The sequence below is a fragment of the Micromonospora palomenae genome (genome assembly GCF_007829925.1).
Lineage (GTDB): Bacteria > Actinomycetota > Actinomycetes > Mycobacteriales > Micromonosporaceae > Micromonospora > Micromonospora purpureochromogenes.
The window spans coordinates 454,231-470,906 of record NZ_VIXA01000001.1; the positions used below are offsets into that span (position 1 = coordinate 454,231).

The following is a 16,676-nucleotide window of genomic DNA, read 5'->3' on the forward strand; positions in this document are numbered from 1 at the left end:
CGGGTCAGCGGGCCGGGGGTTCGCAGACGATGACGAGGTCGGTGTCGGCGGGGTCGACGTCGGCGGTGAGGGTGTGGCCGCGGCCGACCAGGCGCAGTCGGACCGGGCCGGTTTGCTCGGGGTCGTCCGGCACGCCGGTGAGCCGGAACCGGCCGGCCGGGTCGGTGTGCGTGGCCTGCGCGGTGCCGACCAGTTCGACCCGCATCGCGGCGAGGGGCTGCTCCTGCGGGCCGACCACCCGGCCGTCCAGGGTGCGCATCGGCAGCTGCCGCAGCCGCAGCGGGCGCAGCACCGGCGGCGCCGCCGGCAGCGGCCGGGCCACCTGTACGGGTACGTCGATCAGCAGCGCCGGCCGGGGCGGCACCCCGAACGCCCGCCACAGCTCCGGGTCGCCGGCCTCCAGCAGCACCTCCGGCTCCCCGTCGACGACCGCGGCGGCGAGCACCCGGTCCAGCCGGGGCAGCGCCGCCGGACCGGCGGCGCTGAGCAGGTAGCGGACCGTGAAGCGGTACGGCTCCCGGTTGCCGGTGCCGCGGGTCTGCCGGCCGGGCCGCAGCTCCAGCGGCCAGACCGTCAGCCCGTCGGCGGGTCCGCCGTCGGCGGGCGGGCCGACCGGGACGACCTCGCCCGCGGCGGTGGCCAGCCACGCCGCCAGGTCGGCGGTGGCCGCCTCGACCGGTCCACGCCCGTCGTCGGTCATCGCGGCGGGCTTCCCTGGATCCGGTACGCGATGGCCTCGTTCCAGACGTGCGGGTAGACGCCGATCTCGAAGTACCGGGTGAAGGCGTTGATCGGCGCGTTGGTGTGGTCGTGCCAGAGCAACCAGACCGGGGCGATGGTGAAGAGCACGTAGTTGAGCAGCACCAGCGGGATGTAGAGCGGGCCGAGCAGCCGGCCCTGGAAGATGTGCACGTCCTCGTGCCGCTGGATGCCGGGGCTGGAGCCGGCGCAGACCGTGCCGATGGTGGTGGCGTACCGCGGGGAGACGCCCTCCACGACGTTGACCCGGCAGCTGTGCTGCGAGGTGGTCCGGTCGAGCTGGTGGCCGAAGATGAGGTGTACGGCGAGGTAGACCGCGCCGACGGCGGTGTTCAGCAGGCTCCAGGTGTGGTCCACCACGAAGAGCCAGACGCCGCGGGTGTCCGGGCCGTACACCCGGGCGGAGGCGACCGCCCAGCCGAACGGGCCGCCGACGAGCAGCCCGGCGACGGCGCCGATCAGCAGGCCGAGGGTGCCGCCGGCCCAGCCGCCGAGCGCGGCGCCGAGGACGATGTGGACGGCGGCGCTGATGATTCCGAAGACCATGACGCTCACCTCTCTCAGACCCAGGAACGGATGTAGCGGGGCTCGCCACCGCCCTGGGCGATCCGGCTCGGCGACGCCTGCGTCGCCTGCCGGTTGCCCGGCGGCAGCTGGTTGATGCCGAGGGCGGCGGAGAAGATGATCAGCCCGTTGAAGAAGGCGATGATCCACTTCTCGGCGCCGACGTCCGTGGCGAACGCGGCGGTCAGGTAGGACAGCGCCAGGGCGACGCCCAACGCGATCCACTTGCGGGCCTTGTCGCCCGCGGGTCCGAGCAGGCCGCCGACGACGTTGGCGGTCAGCAGGGTGGCGGCGCTCGCGCCGGTGAGGCTGCCGAGGGCGGGCCAGGTGAAGAGATCGTTCACGGCGATCTCCCTTCGGGGTGGTGCCGGGAGGGTGGTGTGGTGGTGAGGTACGGCGGCCGGTCGGGCGGGCCCGGGCCGGCCGCCCGGGGTGGTGGCGCGGTCCGACCCGAGGCGGGTCAGACCGGCCCCGGATGCTCCGCCGACGGGGTCGGCGCCGGCGTGCCGGCCGGACCCGTCGGCGTCGTGGCGGCGGTCGCGGGACGCCCGCGCCGGCGCAGCAGGAGTACGGCGACGACCCCGCCGACCAGGAGCAGGACGACCACGGCCCCGACGACCAGGAGCCAGGGGAACCCGCCGTCGGTGTCGCCGCCCGTGGCGGCGGCTCCGGTGGCGGACGGCGAGGGCTTCGCCGGCGCCTCGGCCACCGCCCGCAGCTCGGTCGGCTTGTCGCGGTTGGAGCCGACCTTCCAGGTGACCGAGCGACCGGTGACCGTGCCGTTGGTGTCGATCACGCGACCGGGAAAGCTCACGGAAATCTCGAACGACATCAACTGCATGAACGCGGCCTGGTTCCGGGGGTCCTGCTCGGCCACTTTCCCGCCGTATTTCTTCGGATCGAGCGAGAGGTTGAACCGGTAGAGGTCCCCGTCCCGGACCAGTTTCACGCTGTCGCTGGTGAATTCCTTCAGCGGAGTGCGGTGGTAGGTGATCTGGGAACCGTAGTAGCGCTCGTCCTCGTAGACGCGTTCCTCGCCGGCCGGCAACGAGGGGATGTTCTGCCGCAGCTCGGCGAAGCCGACCTGGACCGTCCTGTTGTTGCTGGTCAACACCCGCCTCTCGGCGGTCAGCAGCAGCTGCCCGTCGATCGTGTCGTCGGCGTTCACGGTCAGGCCGATGTGCAGCTGCATGCACCCGGTGAGCACCGCCACCAGGGCGAGACACGCCGCGAGGCGGAATGCCCTGCCGCGGTCGAGTCTCGTATTCATGCCAGCAGTGTGTGTGATCGCCCTCACTATCCGCAGTCAGCGATCAGTCACAACGGTGTCACCGATCTTACCGGCCCGTTCTCCCTTTCGGCTGACGCCGGAAATGGGCGCGATCGATATTCTGAAGGGTTGGCCGGACGCAATTCCGACGCTCCGCCTCGGGGAGGGCGGTGACGGAATTCGGCCAGGGTGGACGGTGCCCCGCGACGCGCCGCCGCCGGGCCGACCCGACGACGGCGGGCCGGCATCGGCGCCCGGCCCGTGCGGAACGCTTGCCGAGCAGATTCTGGATATCTAGTATCCAGAATATGAAGATGGCCGAGGGCGTCGAGTGGGCGCTGCACAGCTGCCTCAACATGACCTGGCTGCAGCCGGGACGGGCGGTGTCGGCCGCCCGGCTGGCCGCGTTCTACGGGCTGCCCACGGCGTACCTCAACAAGCAGTTGCAGGCCCTGGTGCGGGCCGGGATCCTCCGGTCCGTCTCCGGCCCGCGCGGCGGGTTCCGACTGGCCCGCGCCCCCGAGGAGATCACCCTGCTCGACGTGGTGACCGCCATCGAGGGGGCGGAGGAGGCGTTCCGCTGCGCGCAGATCCTCCGCCAGGGGCCGGGGGGTCGCGCCGATGTCGACTACCGGCAGGCCTGCCTGATCTCGCAGGCGATGCGCCGCGCCGACCTGGCCTGGCGGCGGGAGCTGGCCGGGCAGACCCTCGCGCAGCTGCGGGAGGCGGTCGGCGACCGCTACCCGGACACCCCGCGGAACACCCGTGAGCGCCTCGTCGCGCCCCCGTCCTGACCACCGTCCCCATCGGAAGGCGAGCACCATGACCACGGCACCCCTGCATGTCCGCGCCGACGACGCCACCGTCCTGGCCGACGGCCCGACCAGTCTGATCACCCTGCTCGGCGACGCCGGCGAGACCGGCGGCGCGCTCACCGCCAACCGGGCCACCCTGCACACCGGCTCGCCCGGCGCCCCACCGCACCTGCACACCCGCGCCGCCGAGACGTTCTTCGTCCTCGACGGGGTCCTCGACGTGCTGGTGGCCGACGAGATCCGCACCCTGCGCCGCGGCGACTTCCTGCTCGTCCCCGCGCACACCCCGCACGCCTTCGCCCCGGCCCGCGGCGAGTCCGCCGACGTGCTGGTGGTCTTCACCCCCGGCATCGACCGGTTCGACTACTACCGGCTCCTCGAGCGGGTGTACCGGGGCGAGGCCGATCCGGCCGAGATCGCCGCCAGCGGACAGCGCTACGACAACCACTACGTCGACAGTCCGCTGTGGCGCGACCGCCCCTGACCGCGCCGGCCGCCGGGCCCGGCCGCCGTGGCGGGCCCGGCGACTAGGCTGACCAAGTGCATCTCGTCGCCTGCGTGCTGCTCGTCGACCCGGCCGGCCGGCTGCTGTTGCAGCTACGCGACGGGCACGCCCCGTACCACCCGCACGTCTGGGGGCTGCCGGGCGGGCACGGGGAGCCGGGGGAGACGGCCGCGGAGACCGCGAGCCGCGAGCTGTACGAGGAGACCGGGCTGCGCCCTGACGGCGAGCTGCGGCTCTTCGCCAGCCAGGAGCTGCCGGAGCTGGACCGGGTGAAGCACTACTTCTGCGCCGCCACCCGGGCGCGGCAGGAGGACGTGGTGCTCGGCGAGGGCGCGGCGATGCTCTTCGTCCCGCCCGGCGAGGTGCTCGACGGTCGCCCGTACACCCCCGGCACCGTCGAGGTGCTGACCCGCTTCCTGGCCTCGCCCGAATACGCCGGCCTGGCCCCCGCTGGTCGCTGACCGCCGGCCCGGTTCAGGCCGCCGGGTCGGTCGAGGCCGGGACTCGTCCGCTCAGTCGCGTGGCGGGTGCCAGTCGGCGTACCGGGCCGCCTGGCGCAGCGCGACGCGGGACGGGGTGAGCCGGATCAGGGTGTCGCGGAGCGTGACCGCCACCGGGTGGCGCAGTTGCTGGCCGAAGCGGCCGGCGCGGGCCGAGGCCCGGGCCACCGCCTGGCTGCGCGGGCGGCGCTCCCGGTCGTAGCGGGCGAGCGCGGCGTCGAGGTGTGCCGGCCCACCGGCGCAGGCCGCGCCGAGGGTGACCGCGTCCTCGATCGCCTGGCAGGCGCCCTGACCGAGAAACGGGGTCATCGCGTGCGCCGCGTCGCCCAGCAGCGCCACCCGGCCGCGCACGTAGGACGGCAGCGGCGTGCCCAGGTGGTGCAGGTCGTGCCGCAGCACCTGCTCGGGCCGGGTGGCGGCGAGCAGCGCCGGGACCGGGTCGTGCCAGTCGCCGAAGCGCTCCCGCACGGCGGCCAGCTCGTCGGGGGCCCGCCCGCCGGGTGGGGCGGTCACCGCGGCGTACCAGTAGACCTGGTCGGCGCCGAGCGGGACCATGCCGAACTCGGCGCCCGGACCCCAGCTCACCGCGGTCGGCAGCGGGTCGTCCCAGCGGATCGCCGCCCGCCACGCCGTCGTCCCGGCGTACGTGGGCCCGGGGTGCTCCGGCCAGAGCCGGGACCGCACGGCCGAGCGCAGCCCGTCGGCGCCCACCACCAGGTCGGCGGCGAGTTCGGCGGGCTCCCCGCGCCAGCGGTGCCGCACCCGGGCGCCGTCCGGGTCGGTCGTCACGTCGGTCACCTCGGCGTCGGTACGCAGCGCGGCCGCCGGCAGGGCGTCGCGCAGGACGCCGTGCAGCCTGCCGCGGTGGACGCCGAGCGCGGTGGTGCCGAGCTGCCGGGTCAGGTCGGCGCCGTCGACCCGGGACAGCCAGCGTCCGCTCCGGGTGCGCAGCCCGCCGGGGGCCTCGGCCCGGCCGTGCGCGCGGACGGCCGCGCCGACGCCGAGCGCATCCAGCCCCCGCAGCGCGTTGGACATCAGGGTCAGCCCGGCCCCCACCTCGCCCAGTTCCGGCGCGCGTTCGAGCACGGTGACCGGCCAGCCCGTCCGGTGCAGGGCGAGGGCGGCGGCCAGGCCACCGATCCCGCCGCCGACCACCACCGCGTGTCCGTCCATCACGACCGCCCTTCTACAACTGTAGAAGTTCATACTACAGCTGTAGAACACCGACGAGGAGGCCCGGATGAACGGTCGGTCCGCGCGGGTGGCGGCGTTGGCCGACGCGGCGATCGCGCTGCTCGCGGAGGGCGGGATGCGGGCGTTGACCCACCGGGCCGTCGACGCCCGGGCCGGGGTGCCGGTCGGCACCACGTCGGCGTACCTGCGGACCCGGCAGGCGCTGATCGAAGCGGTGGTACGCCGCCTGGTCGACCTGGACCGCGTCGACCTGGTGGACCGCGAACTGCCCACCGACGCGCCGCCCCCCGGGCCGCCGCCGCGGCTCACCCCGGCCGACCTCGACCACCTCGCGGTGGCCACGGCGCAGGTGCTGGACCGCTGGCTCACCACCGGCCGGGACCGCAGCCTCGCCCGCTACGCCTGCCTGCTGGAGGCCGTGCACCGACCCGAGCTGCGGCCGATCCTGGCGCACGGCACCGTGCTGCGCGAGCAGGCCCGGGCGCTGCTGGCGGGCGCCGGCGCGTCGGACCCACGGCGGCAGGGCGACCAGTTCGTCGCCTTCGTCGACGGGCTGCTCTTCGACCGCCTGGTCGGCGCCGGCGCGCTCAGCGCACCGCCGCCCGGCAGCCCGGAGAGCCGTGAGGACCTGCGCGCCGCCATCCGCGCCCTGCTCCGCGCCTTCACCGGCGCCTGACCTGTCCGACCGGGCCGGGTGTCGGTTCCTCGGCGGGCCGTGATCGCTCGGCGGTCGGTGGAGAATGGCCGGCGATGGCCGCGTCCGGCGCGCCGGTGTCCCGGCCTCGGTGGAGCGACGGTCCGGCGGTGAGTGCGGTCAGGCGACCGGGGTGCGGGTGCGGTGGTCGCGGGGGCTGATGCCGCGGACCCGGCGGAAGGCGGTGCTCAGCGCGAACGGGCTGCCGTAGCCGACCCGGCGAGCGACCGCGCCGAGGGTGGCGTCCGGTTCCCGCAGCAGGTCCGCCGCGAGGGTCAGCCGCCAGCCGGTCAGGTAGGCCATCGGCGGCTCGCCGACCAGCTCGGTGAAGCGGCGGGCCAGCGCGGCCCGGGACACCCCGACCTCGGCGGCCAGCGACGCCACCGTCCAGGGGCGCGCCGGATCGTCGCGCAGCAGGCGCAGCGCCGGTCCGACCACCGGGTCGGCCGCCGCCGCGTACCAGGAGGGGGTGACGCCGGGCCGGTCGAACCAGGTCCGCAGCACGGCGATCAGCAGCAGGTCGAGCAGCCGGTCGAGGACGGCCTCCTGGCCGGGGGAGTCCCGCACCACCTCGTCGGCGAGCAGCCCGACCAGCGGGCTGTGCCACTCGTCGGCCCGGACCACCAGCAGCGCGGGGAGCGCGGCGAGCAGCCGCTGGTTGACCTCGCCCGGCAACTGGTACGTCCCGGTCAATAGCGCCGTTCGGCCCGGCGTGCCGGTGCCCCAGGTGCGCACCCCCGCCGCCGGGGTGGTGGTCAACGGCTCGCCGCGCAGCGTGGTGCACCGCTGGCCGGGGTGGATGACCACCTGCGGCGCGGTGGCCGGGTCGTCGGCGACGGTGTACGCGTCCGGGCCGCGCAGCACCGCCACGTCCCCGGGGTGCAGCAGCTCGGCGGAGCTGTCGTCGGGCACCACCCAGGCGGAGCCGCGCACCACGGCCACCACGGTCAGCGGCGCGCGGTCCTCGATCCGCAGCGCGAACGGCGGATCCAGCAGCGAACGGAGCAGGAACGCGCCCCGGGCGCGGGGGCCGTCGAGCAGACCGGTCAGCAGATCCACGGTGGCGAGCGTAGACGCCCGCGTATGCCCGCACGACGGCGAACCATTCAGCGTCTCACCACCGATCGGTCGACTGCATTCGTCCTCGGCGGCACCGGCAGGACCGGTCGACGGGGCCGCGGCGCGACGTCCGGGCGTACGCGGCGGAGGCCGCCGGGGCCTGGCGGCCCCGACCCGCCGGCCGGGGCTACGGTGGGGCCCGAACGGGGGCGAGGAGGCGGCGATGGTCCGGTGGGGCTGGTTCCGGGAAGCCGCCGGGCGGCTGCGGCAGGGCTGGCTGCCGGTGGTCGAGACGACCCTGGCCGCGACGGTGGCGTGGATCCTGGCCACCCGGCTGGTCGGCCACCCGCAGCCGTTCTTCGCTCCCGCCGCGGCGCTGATCGTGCTCGGCCAGGCCCGGGGTCAGCGGGTCCGCCGGGCGGTCGAGGTGCTGCTCGGGGTTGCCGCCGGCGTCCTCGTCGCCGACCTGGTGGTGCAGGCGCTCGGGCCGCGCACCAGCTGGACCGTGTTCACGGTCATCCTGCTCACCATCGCGCTCGCGGTGGCGGTCGGGGCGAGCACGGTCGCCGTGGTGCAGGCCGCGGTCTCCGCGCTCTATCTGGTGGTGGTCTCGCCACCGACCGAGTCGCTGGTGCCGTTCCGGTTCGTCGACGCGCTCATCGGTGGCGGGGTGGCGGTGGTGGCCAGCCAGCTGATCGACGCCCGGCGGCCGCTCGCCCCGCTGGTCGCCGAGTTCCGCCGCACCTACCAGGGGATGGCCGAGGTGCTGGAGGAGGTCGCCGCGGCCCTCGACGCCCGGGACGAGCCCGCCGCGCTGGCCGCCCTGGACCGGGCCCGCCACCTCGACGCCGCCGTGGAGCGGCTGCGCACGGCGGTGCTCGCCGCCGGCGAGGCGGTCCGGCTCAACGTCCGGCGCCGGCGGCACATCGGCCGGCTGCGCACCGTCGACGCCACCGTCGGCCAGCTCGACTACGCGGTCCGCAACGTGCGGGTCCTCGCCCGGGCCGGCGTGACGTTCAACCGGCTGCCCACCCCGGTGCCGCCCGAGCTGGGCGCGGCCCTGCGGGACCTGGCCGAGGCGGTCCGGGCGGCGGGCGAGGCGCTCGCCGCCGACCTCGACGGCGCGGAGGAGGCCGGCGACCGGCACGCCGCCCGCGCCGAGGCCGCCGCCCTGACCGCGGTACGCGTCGCCGGGCGGCTCTTCACCCCCGGCCAGACCCTGCCGCTGGCGATGATCGTCGGGCAGGTCCGGGCCACCGCCATCGACCTGCTGCGGGGCATACGGGCCGACGACGACGCGGCGGTGCTGGCCCGGGTCGACGAGGCCCTCGGGCTGCCTGCGGTCTGACCAGCATGTGGTAAGGAGCGCATCTGGCTTGTGGTCGTGACGAAACCGGTGTGTGATCGACAGCGAGACGCCGTACCACCGGAAGGACCGCCCGCCGTGAGCCCACTCGTCACCGCGCCGAGCCCCGCCGTACCCCGGCAGGTGCTGGCCGCCCGCACCGGCGTCGCGGTGGTCTTCGCCCTCAACGGCCTCGCCGTGGCGTCCTGGTTCTCCCGGGTCCCCGCGGTCCGCGAGGCCCTCGAGCTCAGCGCCGGCCGGCTCGGCCTGCTGCTGCTGGCCATGTCCGGTGGCGCGGTGCTCGCCCTGACCACCGCCGGGCTGGTCACCCAGCGCCTCGGAGCGGCCCGCACGGTGGTGGTGTCCACCGTGCTGGTGGCGGTCGGGATGGCCGGCGTCGGGGTGGCCGCGGGGGTGGCCGGCTCGCTGCCCGGCGTGGCGGTCGCCCTGTTCGCCCTCGGCTACGGCTCCGGCACCTGCGACGTGGCGATGAACGTCGAGGGCGCCGCCGTCGAGAAGCGGCTGGGGCGCACCATCCTGCCGCGCTTCCACGCCGCCTGGAGCCTCGGCTCGGTGGCCGGCGCGGGCATCGGCGCGGGGGCCGCCCGCGTCGGGCTGCCGATCGGCGTGCACCTGGCGGTGCTGGCGGTGGTCGTGCTCGGCGGCACGATCCTCGGCGCCCGGGCCTTCCTGCCCGCCCAGCCGGCACCGGACACCGCCGCCACCCGGCGCGGTGGCCTGCTCGCCGCCTGGCGGGAGCCGCGCACCCTGCTGCTCGGCCTGCTGGTGCTGGTGATGGCGTTCGCCGAGGGCAGCGCGAACGACTGGCTCGCGGTCGCCTTCGTCGACGGGTACGACACGAGCGAGGCCGTCGGCGCCGCCGTCTTCGCGGTCTTCGTCACCGGCATGACCATCGGGCGGACCGCCGGCACCGTCGCCCTCGACCGCTGGGGGCGGGTACCCGTCCTGTTCGCCACCATCCTGCTCGCCGCCTTCGGCGCGGCGGTGGCGGTGCTGGCCGGCCCCGGGCCGGTCGCGATCGCCGGGGTGGCGCTCTGGGGGCTCGGCGCCTCGCTGGGCTTCCCGGTGGGGATGAGCGCCGCCGCCGACGACGAGGAGCGGGCGCCGGCGCGGGTCAGTGTGGTGGCGGTGCTGGGCTACACGTCGTTCCTGGCCGGGCCGCCCCTGCTCGGCCTGCTCGGCGACCGGGTGGGCATCCTGCACGCGCTGCTGGTGGTGCCGCTGCTGCTGCTGCCCACCCTGGCGCTGGTGCCGGTGACCCGGCCGCCGGCGCACCCCGCCAGCACATAAAACCTAACAGCGGCCGGCCGCGGCCGGTATCGGGTGCGCGGCCGACTGCGCAGCCCCGCCGTGCTGGCTAGGGTCGCCGGATGCCTACCGAAGAGATCACCGCCGCGGCCGCGGGCAGCTGGACCCTGGGCGACCGCGTCGTCCGCCGGATGGGGTTCGGCTCGATGCGGACCACCGTCGACCCCGACCCGGACCGCGCGGTGCGGGTGCTGCGCCGCGCCGTCGAGCTGGGCGTGAACCACATCGACACCGCCGCCTTCTACGTCTCGCCCGGCGGCACCCTGAACGTCGGCACCGGCCCCGCCCGGTACGCCACCGAGCTGATCCGCGCCGCGCTCGCCCCGTACCCGGAGGACCTGGTGATCACCACCAAGGTCGGCTTCGGGTACGACCCGACGACCGGCCTGCGCGAGGAGGCCACGCCGGCCCAGTTGCGCGCCCAGATCGAGGAGAACCTGCGCCGGCTGGGCCGCGACCACCTCGACGTGGTCAACCTGCGGATCGTGAAGCGCCCCGGGCGGGACTCCGTGGCGGAGTCCTTCGGCGCGCTGGCCGAGCTGCGCGACGCCGGGCTGATCCGGCACCTCGGCCTGTCCAACGTCCGCCTGGACCACCTCGACGAGGCGCAGGCCATCGCCCCGGTGGTCTGCGTGCAGAACAGCTACGCCGTCGACAACCGGGGCGACCAGGACGCGCTGCTGCGCGAGTGCGGGGCGCGCGGGGTGGCGTACGTGCCGTTCTTCGCCCTCGCCGGCGTCCGGCGGGAGGCGGGCGCGGCGGCCGAGCACACCGCCGCCGTCCACGAGATCGCGCGGGCCCACGGCGCCACCCCGCACCAGGTACGCCTCGCCTGGACCCTGCACCAGGGGCCGCACGTACTGGCCATCCCCGGCACCGGCGACGAGGCGCACCTGATCCAGAACATCGCGGCCGGCGCGCTGCGGCTCTCCGCCGAGGAACTGGCCGCGCTCGACTGAGCACGCCCGGTCAGCTCACGCCCACCGTCCTCGCAGCCGACTGTCAGGTGACGGTGCTCCACTGGAGGGACGCCGAGGAGAGGAGCGGGCAGATGGGCTGGTTCAGCCGACGGTCGCGGGCCGCCGTCCCCACCCCGACGAAGCTCGACCGGGAGGCCACCCGCGAGGACCTGGCCGCGCTGGAGGAGTTCGTGACGAGCCGGCAGGGCGTGGAGTTCTACCTGGAGCCGGAGACCACCGCCACGGACACCACGGTGGTGGCGATCGCCCACGACGGCGAGTGGATCCGCCGCCGGACCGGCTCGCCGCAGGTGGCGGCGAAGCTGGCCGGCCGGCACGCCGTGCCGCTCTACGAGGCGGCGAAGACCGGCTACCCGGAGCGGATGCGGGTCTGGAACCGGGCCCACCCGGAACGCCGGATGCGCTGACCGCTCACCCCTCGACGGCGGCGCGGGCCTCGTCGAGGGTCATCGGGTCGGCGTGGCTGGAGACGTACCACTGGTATCCGTCGTCGAGCAGCCGGTGGACCAGCGCCAGGTCGGGGCCGTCCCCGTCCTGGCGCAGGTGCACCGGCGGCGGGTAGAAGCAGTCGCCGAGCAGCATCACCGCCGAGTCGGGCACCAGCACCACGGTCGAGTCGGGGGCGTGCCGGCCGCCGACGTGGCGCAGCCGTACGCCGGTGGGCAGCTCCAGCTCGTCGGTGAAGGTGCGGGTGGGCGGCAGCACCGCGAAGTCGTCCCAGGAGTCCATCGCCAGGGCGCGGGCCCGGAAGCTGGGGCCGAGTCGCGGCTCCGCGCGGACCTGCTCGCGCAGGTAGCGGTGACTCCACGGGCGGGCCGCCTCGGCGCGCAGCGGCGCCTCCCCGGCGACGTGGCCGACGATCTCCACGCCCGGCCAGGCGCAGGCGCCCCACACGTGGTCCCAGTGGTGGTGGGTGTAGACCAGCCATCGCGGCTCCGGCAACCCCGCCGCGACCAGGGCGCCCCGGATCTCCCGGGCGTGGCCCGGGCTGTGGCCGGCGTCGACCAGCACGCCGCCGCGCTCGTCGGTGATCAACGCCACGCTCGGTTGGATGGCCCCCGGGTCGGGATCGCCCGGGTAGCGCCAGACCCGCCCGGCGAGGTGGTGGAACGTGGGCTCGGCGATGGCTGGGGTCCTTTCCCGATCGACCGGCGACTCTTCGGTCGGCAGGACCGATCGTAGGCGTTCGGTCCCCGGCCGATGGCCCCGGTGGCGCCGCTGACCGGCGGATACCTGCCCGCACCGTCCCCTGTGCTCTGCTGCCGCCCCGGCAACAGCGGAGCGCTCCCGGTGTTGCCTGCGGGGCAGCAGAGCAAAGGGGGTGCGGCATCGAGGTCGGACATTGTCCGACGTGCGGGGACGGTCGCCAATGATCGTCAGGCTTCGATGGGCCGACTCGCCCGGCGGGACCGGGGGCGCCGTTGACCCGGCGCCGAGGGGTGTGGCAGCATTCGCGGCCTGACGGCAGTGAAGGAAGTCGGTGCGATTCCGACGCGGTCCCGCCACTGTCACCGGGGAGCGATCCCCCCTCGCGAGTCACGGCCGTGTTCCTGCGGTTGGAAGGCCGGGGGAGAGCGTTGATCCGGAAGCCAGGATACTTCGGCCGTCGGAGCGACCCCAGGGCGTGGACACCCGAGGAGGACCCCGATGACGCGCAGCGTCCCCACCGTCGACGAGCTCCGTCGTACCCGTTCCGGGCGCGCTGACGCGCCCCTGCCCGGCCGCGCCGTCGCGCCGGCCGACCGCCCGGACACCCCGTCCGGCGCCCGCGCCCCGCGTTCCGCCGTTCACCGCTGACCGCCGCACCGTGCCGCCCACCGGTTCACCGCCGGTGATCCGCCGGGCGGCCCGTCGTACCCGCTGAACCGCGCCCGTCCCCTCGCCTCGCCCGACCGGTCCCGCGCCGGTCCGGGCGTCACTCTCCGGAGCCGTCCGTGCGCATCCTGCTGCTCTCCACCGCCGACACCGACCTGCTCGCCGCCCGCGCCAGCGGCGCCGACTACCGGCTGGCCAACCCCGCCCGGGTCGCCGCCGACGCCGTGCCGGCGCTGCTCGACGGCGTCGACCTCGCCGTCGTACGCCTGCTGGGCGGCCGGCAGGCGTGGCCGGACGGGCTGGCCGCCGTGCTCGCCTCGGGCGTGCCCACGGCGGTGCTCGGCGGCGAGGCGGTGCCCGACGCGGAGCTGATGGCCGCCTCCACGGTGGCCTCCGGAGTGGCCACCCAGGCGCTGTCCTACCTGGTCGAGGGGGGTCCGGCGAACCTGGCCGAGCTGGCCCGGTTCCTCTCCGACACGGTGCTGCTCACCGGCGAGGGCTTCGACCCGCCCGCGCCGACCCCGGCGTACGGGGTGCACGGCGACCGGCATGCAACGGCGTCGACGGCGGCCCGCCCCACCGTCGGGATCGTCTTCTACCGGGCGCACGCCCTCGCCGGGAACACCGGCTTCGTCGACGTGCTCGCCGACGCGGTCGACGCGGCCGGCGGCGACCCGCTGCCGATCTTCTGCGGCTCGCTGCGCGGGCTCACCCCCGGCGACGGGCCGCTCGGTCTCTTCGCCCGCTGCGACGCGCTGGTCGTCACCGTGCTCGCCGCCGGCGGCGCCGTCGCGGCGGACGCCTCCGGCGGGGGTGACGAGGACGCCTGGGATGTCGGCGCGCTCGCCGCCCTCGACGTGCCGATCGTGCAGGCGCTCTGCCTGACCAGCACCCGGGAGCAGTGGGCCGGCAGCGACGCCGGACTCTCCCCGTTGGACGCCGCGATGCAGGTGGCCATCCCCGAGTTCGACGGGCGGATCGTCACCGTGCCGTTCTCGTTCAAGCGCATCGACGCCGACGGGCTCTCCGTCTACGCCGCCGATGCGGAGCGGGCCGCCCGGGTGGCCGGCATCGCCGTCCGCCAGGCCCGGCTGCGGCACGTGCCCAACGCCGACAAGCGCCTCGCCGTCGTGCTCAGCTCGTACCCGACCAAGCACTCCCGGGTCGGCAACGCGGTCGGCCTGGACACCCCCGCCTCGGCGGTACGGCTGCTCGCCGCCCTCGCCGACGCCGGCTACCACCTCGGCGACGAGCCGGTCCCCACCGACGGGGACGCGCTGATCCACGCGCTGATCGCCGCCGGCGGGCACGACGTCGAGTGGCTCACCCCCGAGCAGCTCGCCGCCGCCGAGGCACGGGTACCCGGGCAGACCTACCGGCGCTGGTTCGCCCGGGTGCCGGCGCCGCTGCGGGAGCGGATGCGCACCCACTGGGGCGAGCCGCCCGGCGAGCTGTACGCCGACGGCGGCGACCTGGTCCTGGCCGGGCTGCGCTTCGGCAACGTGGTGCTGATGATCCAGCCGCCGCGCGGCTTCGGCGAGAACCCGATCGCCATCTACCACGACCCCGACCTGCCGCCCAGCCACCACTACCTGGCCGCGTACCGCTGGCTGGCCGCGCCGGTGGCCGACGGCGGCTTCGGCGCCGACGCGGTGGTGCACCTCGGCAAGCACGGCACGCTGGAATGGCTGCCCGGCAAGGGGCTCGGGCTCGCCGCCGACTGCGCCCCCGACGCCGTCCTCGGTGACCTGCCGCTGGTCTACCCGTTCATCGTCAACGACCCCGGCGAGGGCACCCAGGCCAAGCGCCGGGCGCACGCCGTTGTCGTCGACCACCTCGTCCCGCCGATGGCCCGCGCCGAGACGTACGGCGACCTGGCCAAACTCGAACAGCTCCTCGACGAGTACGCCACCGTCCAGGCGCTCGACCCGGCCAAGGTGCCGACCGTGCGGGCGCAGATCTGGGAACTGGTCCGGGCCGCCGAGCTGCACCACGACCTGCACACCGATGACATGCCAACCGCCGACGACTTCGACGACTTCGTGCTGCACCTCGACGGGTACCTCTGCGAGGTCAAGGACGTGCAGATCCGCGACGGGCTGCACATCCTCGCCGAGGCGCCCACCGGCGAGGCCCGGGTCAACCTCGTCCTCGCCGTGCTGCGCGCCCCCCAGGTCTGGGGCGGCACCCGCGCCCTGCCCGGCCTGCGCCAGGCGCTCGCCACCGCGTACGGGCTGGACGAGCAGGAGCTGCTCGCCGAGCCGGGCCGGCGGATCGCCGTGCCGGAGCCGCTGACCGAGGCGGCGGACGGGCCGGCCGCGACCGCCGCCGACGCCGTCGACCTGGTCGAGGCCCTGGCCCGCCGGCTGGTCGTCGGCATGGAGACCCTCGGCTGGGACGCCGACAAGGTCGACGCGGTGGTCGAGGAGGTCACCGGCCGGGCGATCGGCGACGCCGCCGAGGTGCTGCGCTTCGCCGCCCGCGAGGTGGTGCCCCGGCTGGCCCGGACCACCGACGAGATCGACCGGGTGCTCGGCGCGCTGGACGGCCGGTTCGTGCCGCCCGGCCCCTCCGGCTCACCCACCCGCGGCCTGGTCAACGTGCTGCCCACCGGCCGCAACTTCTACTCCGTCGACCCCAAGGCCATCCCGTCCCGCAACGCCTGGGACGTCGGGGTGGCCCTCGCGGACTCGCTGCTCGCCCGGCACCTCGCCGACACCGGCGGGTACCCCCGCTCGGTCGGGCTCACCGTCTGGGGCACCAGCGCCATGCGTACCCAGGGCGACGACATCGCCGAGGTGCTGGCCCTGCTCGGCTGCCGGCCGACCTGGGACGACCGGTCGCGCCGGGTCACCGGCGTCGAGGTGGTGCCGCTGGCGGAGCTGGGCCGCCCCCGGGTGGACGTCACCGTCCGCATCTCCGGCTTCTTCCGCGACGCCTTCCCGCACGTCGTGGCGCTGCTCGACGACGCGGTACGCCAAGTCGCCGCCCTCGACGAGCCGGCCGGGGAGAACTACGTCCGGGCCCACGTGGACGCCGACCTCGCCGAACACGGCGACGCCCGCCGGGCCACCGCCCGGATCTTCGGCTCCAAGCCGGGGGCGTACGGGGCGGGGCTGCTGCCGCTGATCGACGCCCGGAACTGGCGCACCGACGCCGATCTCGCCGAGGTGTACGCCGTCTGGGGCGGCTACGCCTACGGCCGGGACCTGGACGGGCGGGAGGCGCGCGCCGACATGGAACGCTCCTTCGCCCGCATCGCCGTCGCCGTGAAGAACCAGGACACCCGCGAACACGACATCGTGGACTCCGACGACTACTTCCAGTACCACGGCGGGATGGTGGCGATGGTCCGCCACCTCACCGGCGCCGCGCCGGCCGCGTACGTGGGCGACTCGGCGATGCCGCACGACGTACGCACCCGCACCCTCGGCGAGGAGACCCGGCGGGTGTTCCGGGCCCGGGTGGTCAACCCGAAGTGGATCGCCGCGATGCGCCGGCACGGCTACAAGGGCGCGTTCGAGCTGGCCGCCACCGTGGACTACCTGTTCGGCTACGACGCCACCGCCGGCGTCGTCGACGACTGGATGTACGAGCACCTGGCCGCCGCGTACGTCTTCGAGGAGACCACCCGGGAGTTCCTGGAGCAGTCCAACCCGTGGGCGCTGCGCGGCATCACCGAGCGGCTGCTGGAGGCCGCCGACCGGGGCCTGTGGGCCGCGCCCGAACCGGCCACCCTCGACCGGCTCCGCGAGACGTACCTGGCCAGCGAGGGCGACCTGGAGGACCGGCAGTGAGCGCGAGGAGTGAGCCGGTTTTGCGAGCCCCGCAGTCGCGATCGAAGGAG

The 16,676-nt window shown here is 75.4% G+C and carries 17 protein-coding genes and 1 riboswitch; of the genes, 10 read left to right on the forward strand and 7 right to left on the reverse strand.

Annotated features, from left to right (window positions below):
• Positions 1 to 4: 4 nt before the first annotated feature.
• The 4 genes from FHX75_RS02035 to FHX75_RS02050 all read right to left on the reverse strand — a co-directional run bounded on the left by FHX75_RS02035 (position 5) and on the right by FHX75_RS02050 (position 2,593).
• Positions 5 to 700: a carboxypeptidase-like regulatory domain-containing protein gene (locus tag FHX75_RS02035; protein WP_154936382.1), complete on the reverse strand. Its 696-nt coding sequence runs from the start codon at positions 698 to 700 to the stop codon at positions 5 to 7.
• Positions 697 to 1,305, reverse strand: coding sequence for a glycine zipper family protein (locus tag FHX75_RS02040; protein WP_154936383.1), 609 nt, complete (start codon positions 1,303 to 1,305; stop codon positions 697 to 699). Before FHX75_RS02040 ends, FHX75_RS02035 begins: the two co-directional genes overlap by 4 nt.
• A 14-nt stretch (positions 1,306 to 1,319) precedes the next feature.
• Complete coding sequence (locus FHX75_RS02045; RefSeq protein ID WP_154936384.1) at positions 1,320 to 1,667, reverse strand: hypothetical protein; 348 nt, start codon at positions 1,665 to 1,667, stop codon at positions 1,320 to 1,322.
• Between the two features lie 116 nt (positions 1,668 to 1,783).
• Positions 1,784 to 2,593 (reverse strand): LppM family (lipo)protein, encoded by an 810-nt coding sequence (locus tag FHX75_RS02050; protein WP_154936385.1) that lies wholly within the window; start codon positions 2,591 to 2,593, stop codon positions 1,784 to 1,786.
• Between the two features lie 308 nt (positions 2,594 to 2,901).
• Between FHX75_RS02050 and FHX75_RS02055 the strand changes: the two genes are divergently transcribed.
• From FHX75_RS02055 to FHX75_RS02065, 3 genes are read left to right on the forward strand one after another with little or no spacing between them, the layout of a single operon-like run.
• Complete coding sequence (locus tag FHX75_RS02055; RefSeq protein WP_246157534.1) at positions 2,902 to 3,387, forward strand: RrF2 family transcriptional regulator; 486 nt, start codon at positions 2,902 to 2,904, stop codon at positions 3,385 to 3,387.
• A 28-nt stretch (positions 3,388 to 3,415) separates the two neighbouring features.
• On the forward strand, positions 3,416 to 3,892 hold the full coding sequence (locus FHX75_RS02060) for a cupin domain-containing protein (protein ID WP_154936386.1): 477 nt from the start codon (positions 3,416 to 3,418) through the stop codon (positions 3,890 to 3,892).
• Between the two features lie 56 nt (positions 3,893 to 3,948).
• Positions 3,949 to 4,374, forward strand: coding sequence for an NUDIX domain-containing protein (locus FHX75_RS02065; protein WP_154936387.1), 426 nt, complete (start codon positions 3,949 to 3,951; stop codon positions 4,372 to 4,374).
• A gap of 51 nt (positions 4,375 to 4,425) precedes the next feature.
• On the opposite strand, the gene FHX75_RS02070 is transcribed toward FHX75_RS02065, so the two are convergent.
• Positions 4,426 to 5,586, reverse strand: coding sequence for an FAD-dependent monooxygenase (locus tag FHX75_RS02070; RefSeq protein WP_154938689.1), 1,161 nt, complete (start codon positions 5,584 to 5,586; stop codon positions 4,426 to 4,428).
• Between the two features lie 67 nt (positions 5,587 to 5,653).
• Between FHX75_RS02070 and FHX75_RS02075 the strand changes: the two genes are divergently transcribed.
• Entirely contained in the window at positions 5,654 to 6,283 is a 630-nt protein-coding gene (locus tag FHX75_RS02075) for a TetR/AcrR family transcriptional regulator (RefSeq protein ID WP_154936388.1), read from the forward strand.
• Positions 6,284 to 6,421: 138 nt separating this feature from the next.
• On the opposite strand, the gene FHX75_RS02080 is transcribed toward FHX75_RS02075, so the two are convergent.
• The gene (locus FHX75_RS02080) at positions 6,422 to 7,360 is read right to left on the reverse strand and encodes an AraC family transcriptional regulator (protein WP_154936389.1); all 939 of its coding nucleotides are present in this window, start codon (positions 7,358 to 7,360) and stop codon (positions 6,422 to 6,424) included.
• 223 nt (positions 7,361 to 7,583) lie between these two features.
• Here FHX75_RS02080 and FHX75_RS02085 point away from each other — a divergent pair, with 223 nt between their 5' ends.
• The 4 genes from FHX75_RS02085 (at position 7,584) to FHX75_RS02100 (ending at position 11,421) form a co-directional block, all read left to right on the forward strand.
• Positions 7,584 to 8,708 carry an FUSC family protein gene (locus FHX75_RS02085; protein ID WP_154936390.1) on the forward strand — a complete coding sequence of 375 codons (1,125 nt, stop codon included), beginning with the start codon at positions 7,584 to 7,586 and terminating at the stop codon, positions 8,706 to 8,708.
• Between the two features lie 96 nt (positions 8,709 to 8,804).
• Positions 8,805 to 10,016, forward strand: a complete 1,212-nt coding sequence (locus FHX75_RS02090) for an MFS transporter (RefSeq protein ID WP_154936391.1) — start codon at positions 8,805 to 8,807, stop codon at positions 10,014 to 10,016.
• 80 nt (positions 10,017 to 10,096) lie between these two features.
• A complete protein-coding gene (locus tag FHX75_RS02095; protein WP_154936392.1) occupies positions 10,097 to 10,993 on the forward strand; it encodes an aldo/keto reductase in 897 nt (298 codons plus the stop codon).
• A gap of 92 nt (positions 10,994 to 11,085) precedes the next feature.
• Positions 11,086 to 11,421: a hypothetical protein gene (locus tag FHX75_RS02100; protein ID WP_154936393.1), complete on the forward strand. Its 336-nt coding sequence runs from the start codon at positions 11,086 to 11,088 to the stop codon at positions 11,419 to 11,421.
• Between the two features lie 4 nt (positions 11,422 to 11,425).
• On the opposite strand, the gene FHX75_RS02105 is transcribed toward FHX75_RS02100, so the two are convergent.
• Positions 11,426 to 12,184: an MBL fold metallo-hydrolase gene (locus FHX75_RS02105; RefSeq protein WP_425463481.1), complete on the reverse strand. Its 759-nt coding sequence runs from the start codon at positions 12,182 to 12,184 to the stop codon at positions 11,426 to 11,428.
• A 275-nt stretch (positions 12,185 to 12,459) separates the two neighbouring features.
• Positions 12,460 to 12,636: riboswitch (cobalamin riboswitch) on the forward strand.
• A gap of 25 nt (positions 12,637 to 12,661) precedes the next feature.
• Here FHX75_RS02105 and FHX75_RS30535 point away from each other — a divergent pair.
• On the forward strand, positions 12,662 to 12,811 hold the full coding sequence (locus FHX75_RS30535; protein ID WP_170285271.1) for a hypothetical protein: 150 nt from the start codon (positions 12,662 to 12,664) through the stop codon (positions 12,809 to 12,811).
• A 137-nt stretch (positions 12,812 to 12,948) separates the two neighbouring features.
• Positions 12,949 to 16,626: a cobaltochelatase subunit CobN gene (cobN, locus tag FHX75_RS02110; RefSeq protein WP_154936394.1), complete on the forward strand. Its 3,678-nt coding sequence runs from the start codon at positions 12,949 to 12,951 to the stop codon at positions 16,624 to 16,626.
• The last annotated feature ends 50 nt before the right edge of the window (positions 16,627 to 16,676 follow it).

Coding starts and splice junctions, on each gene's coding strand:
- FHX75_RS02035 (WP_154936382.1), bottom strand. CDS start 700: ATGACCGACGACGGGCGTGGACCGGTCGAGGCGGCCACCGCCGACCTG.
- FHX75_RS02040 (WP_154936383.1), bottom strand. CDS start 1,305: ATGGTCTTCGGAATCATCAGCGCCGCCGTCCACATCGTCCTCGGCGCC.
- FHX75_RS02050 (WP_154936385.1), bottom strand. CDS start 2,593: ATGAATACGAGACTCGACCGCGGCAGGGCATTCCGCCTCGCGGCGTGT.
- FHX75_RS02055 (WP_246157534.1), top strand. CDS start 2,902: ATGAAGATGGCCGAGGGCGTCGAGTGGGCGCTGCACAGCTGCCTCAAC.
- FHX75_RS02060 (WP_154936386.1), top strand. CDS start 3,416: ATGACCACGGCACCCCTGCATGTCCGCGCCGACGACGCCACCGTCCTG.
- FHX75_RS02070 (WP_154938689.1), bottom strand. CDS start 5,586: ATGGACGGACACGCGGTGGTGGTCGGCGGCGGGATCGGTGGCCTGGCC.
- FHX75_RS02075 (WP_154936388.1), top strand. CDS start 5,654: ATGAACGGTCGGTCCGCGCGGGTGGCGGCGTTGGCCGACGCGGCGATC.
- FHX75_RS02085 (WP_154936390.1), top strand. CDS start 7,584: ATGGTCCGGTGGGGCTGGTTCCGGGAAGCCGCCGGGCGGCTGCGGCAG.
- FHX75_RS02095 (WP_154936392.1), top strand. CDS start 10,097: ATGCCTACCGAAGAGATCACCGCCGCGGCCGCGGGCAGCTGGACCCTG.
- FHX75_RS02100 (WP_154936393.1), top strand. CDS start 11,086: ATGGGCTGGTTCAGCCGACGGTCGCGGGCCGCCGTCCCCACCCCGACG.
- FHX75_RS30535 (WP_170285271.1), top strand. CDS start 12,662: ATGACGCGCAGCGTCCCCACCGTCGACGAGCTCCGTCGTACCCGTTCC.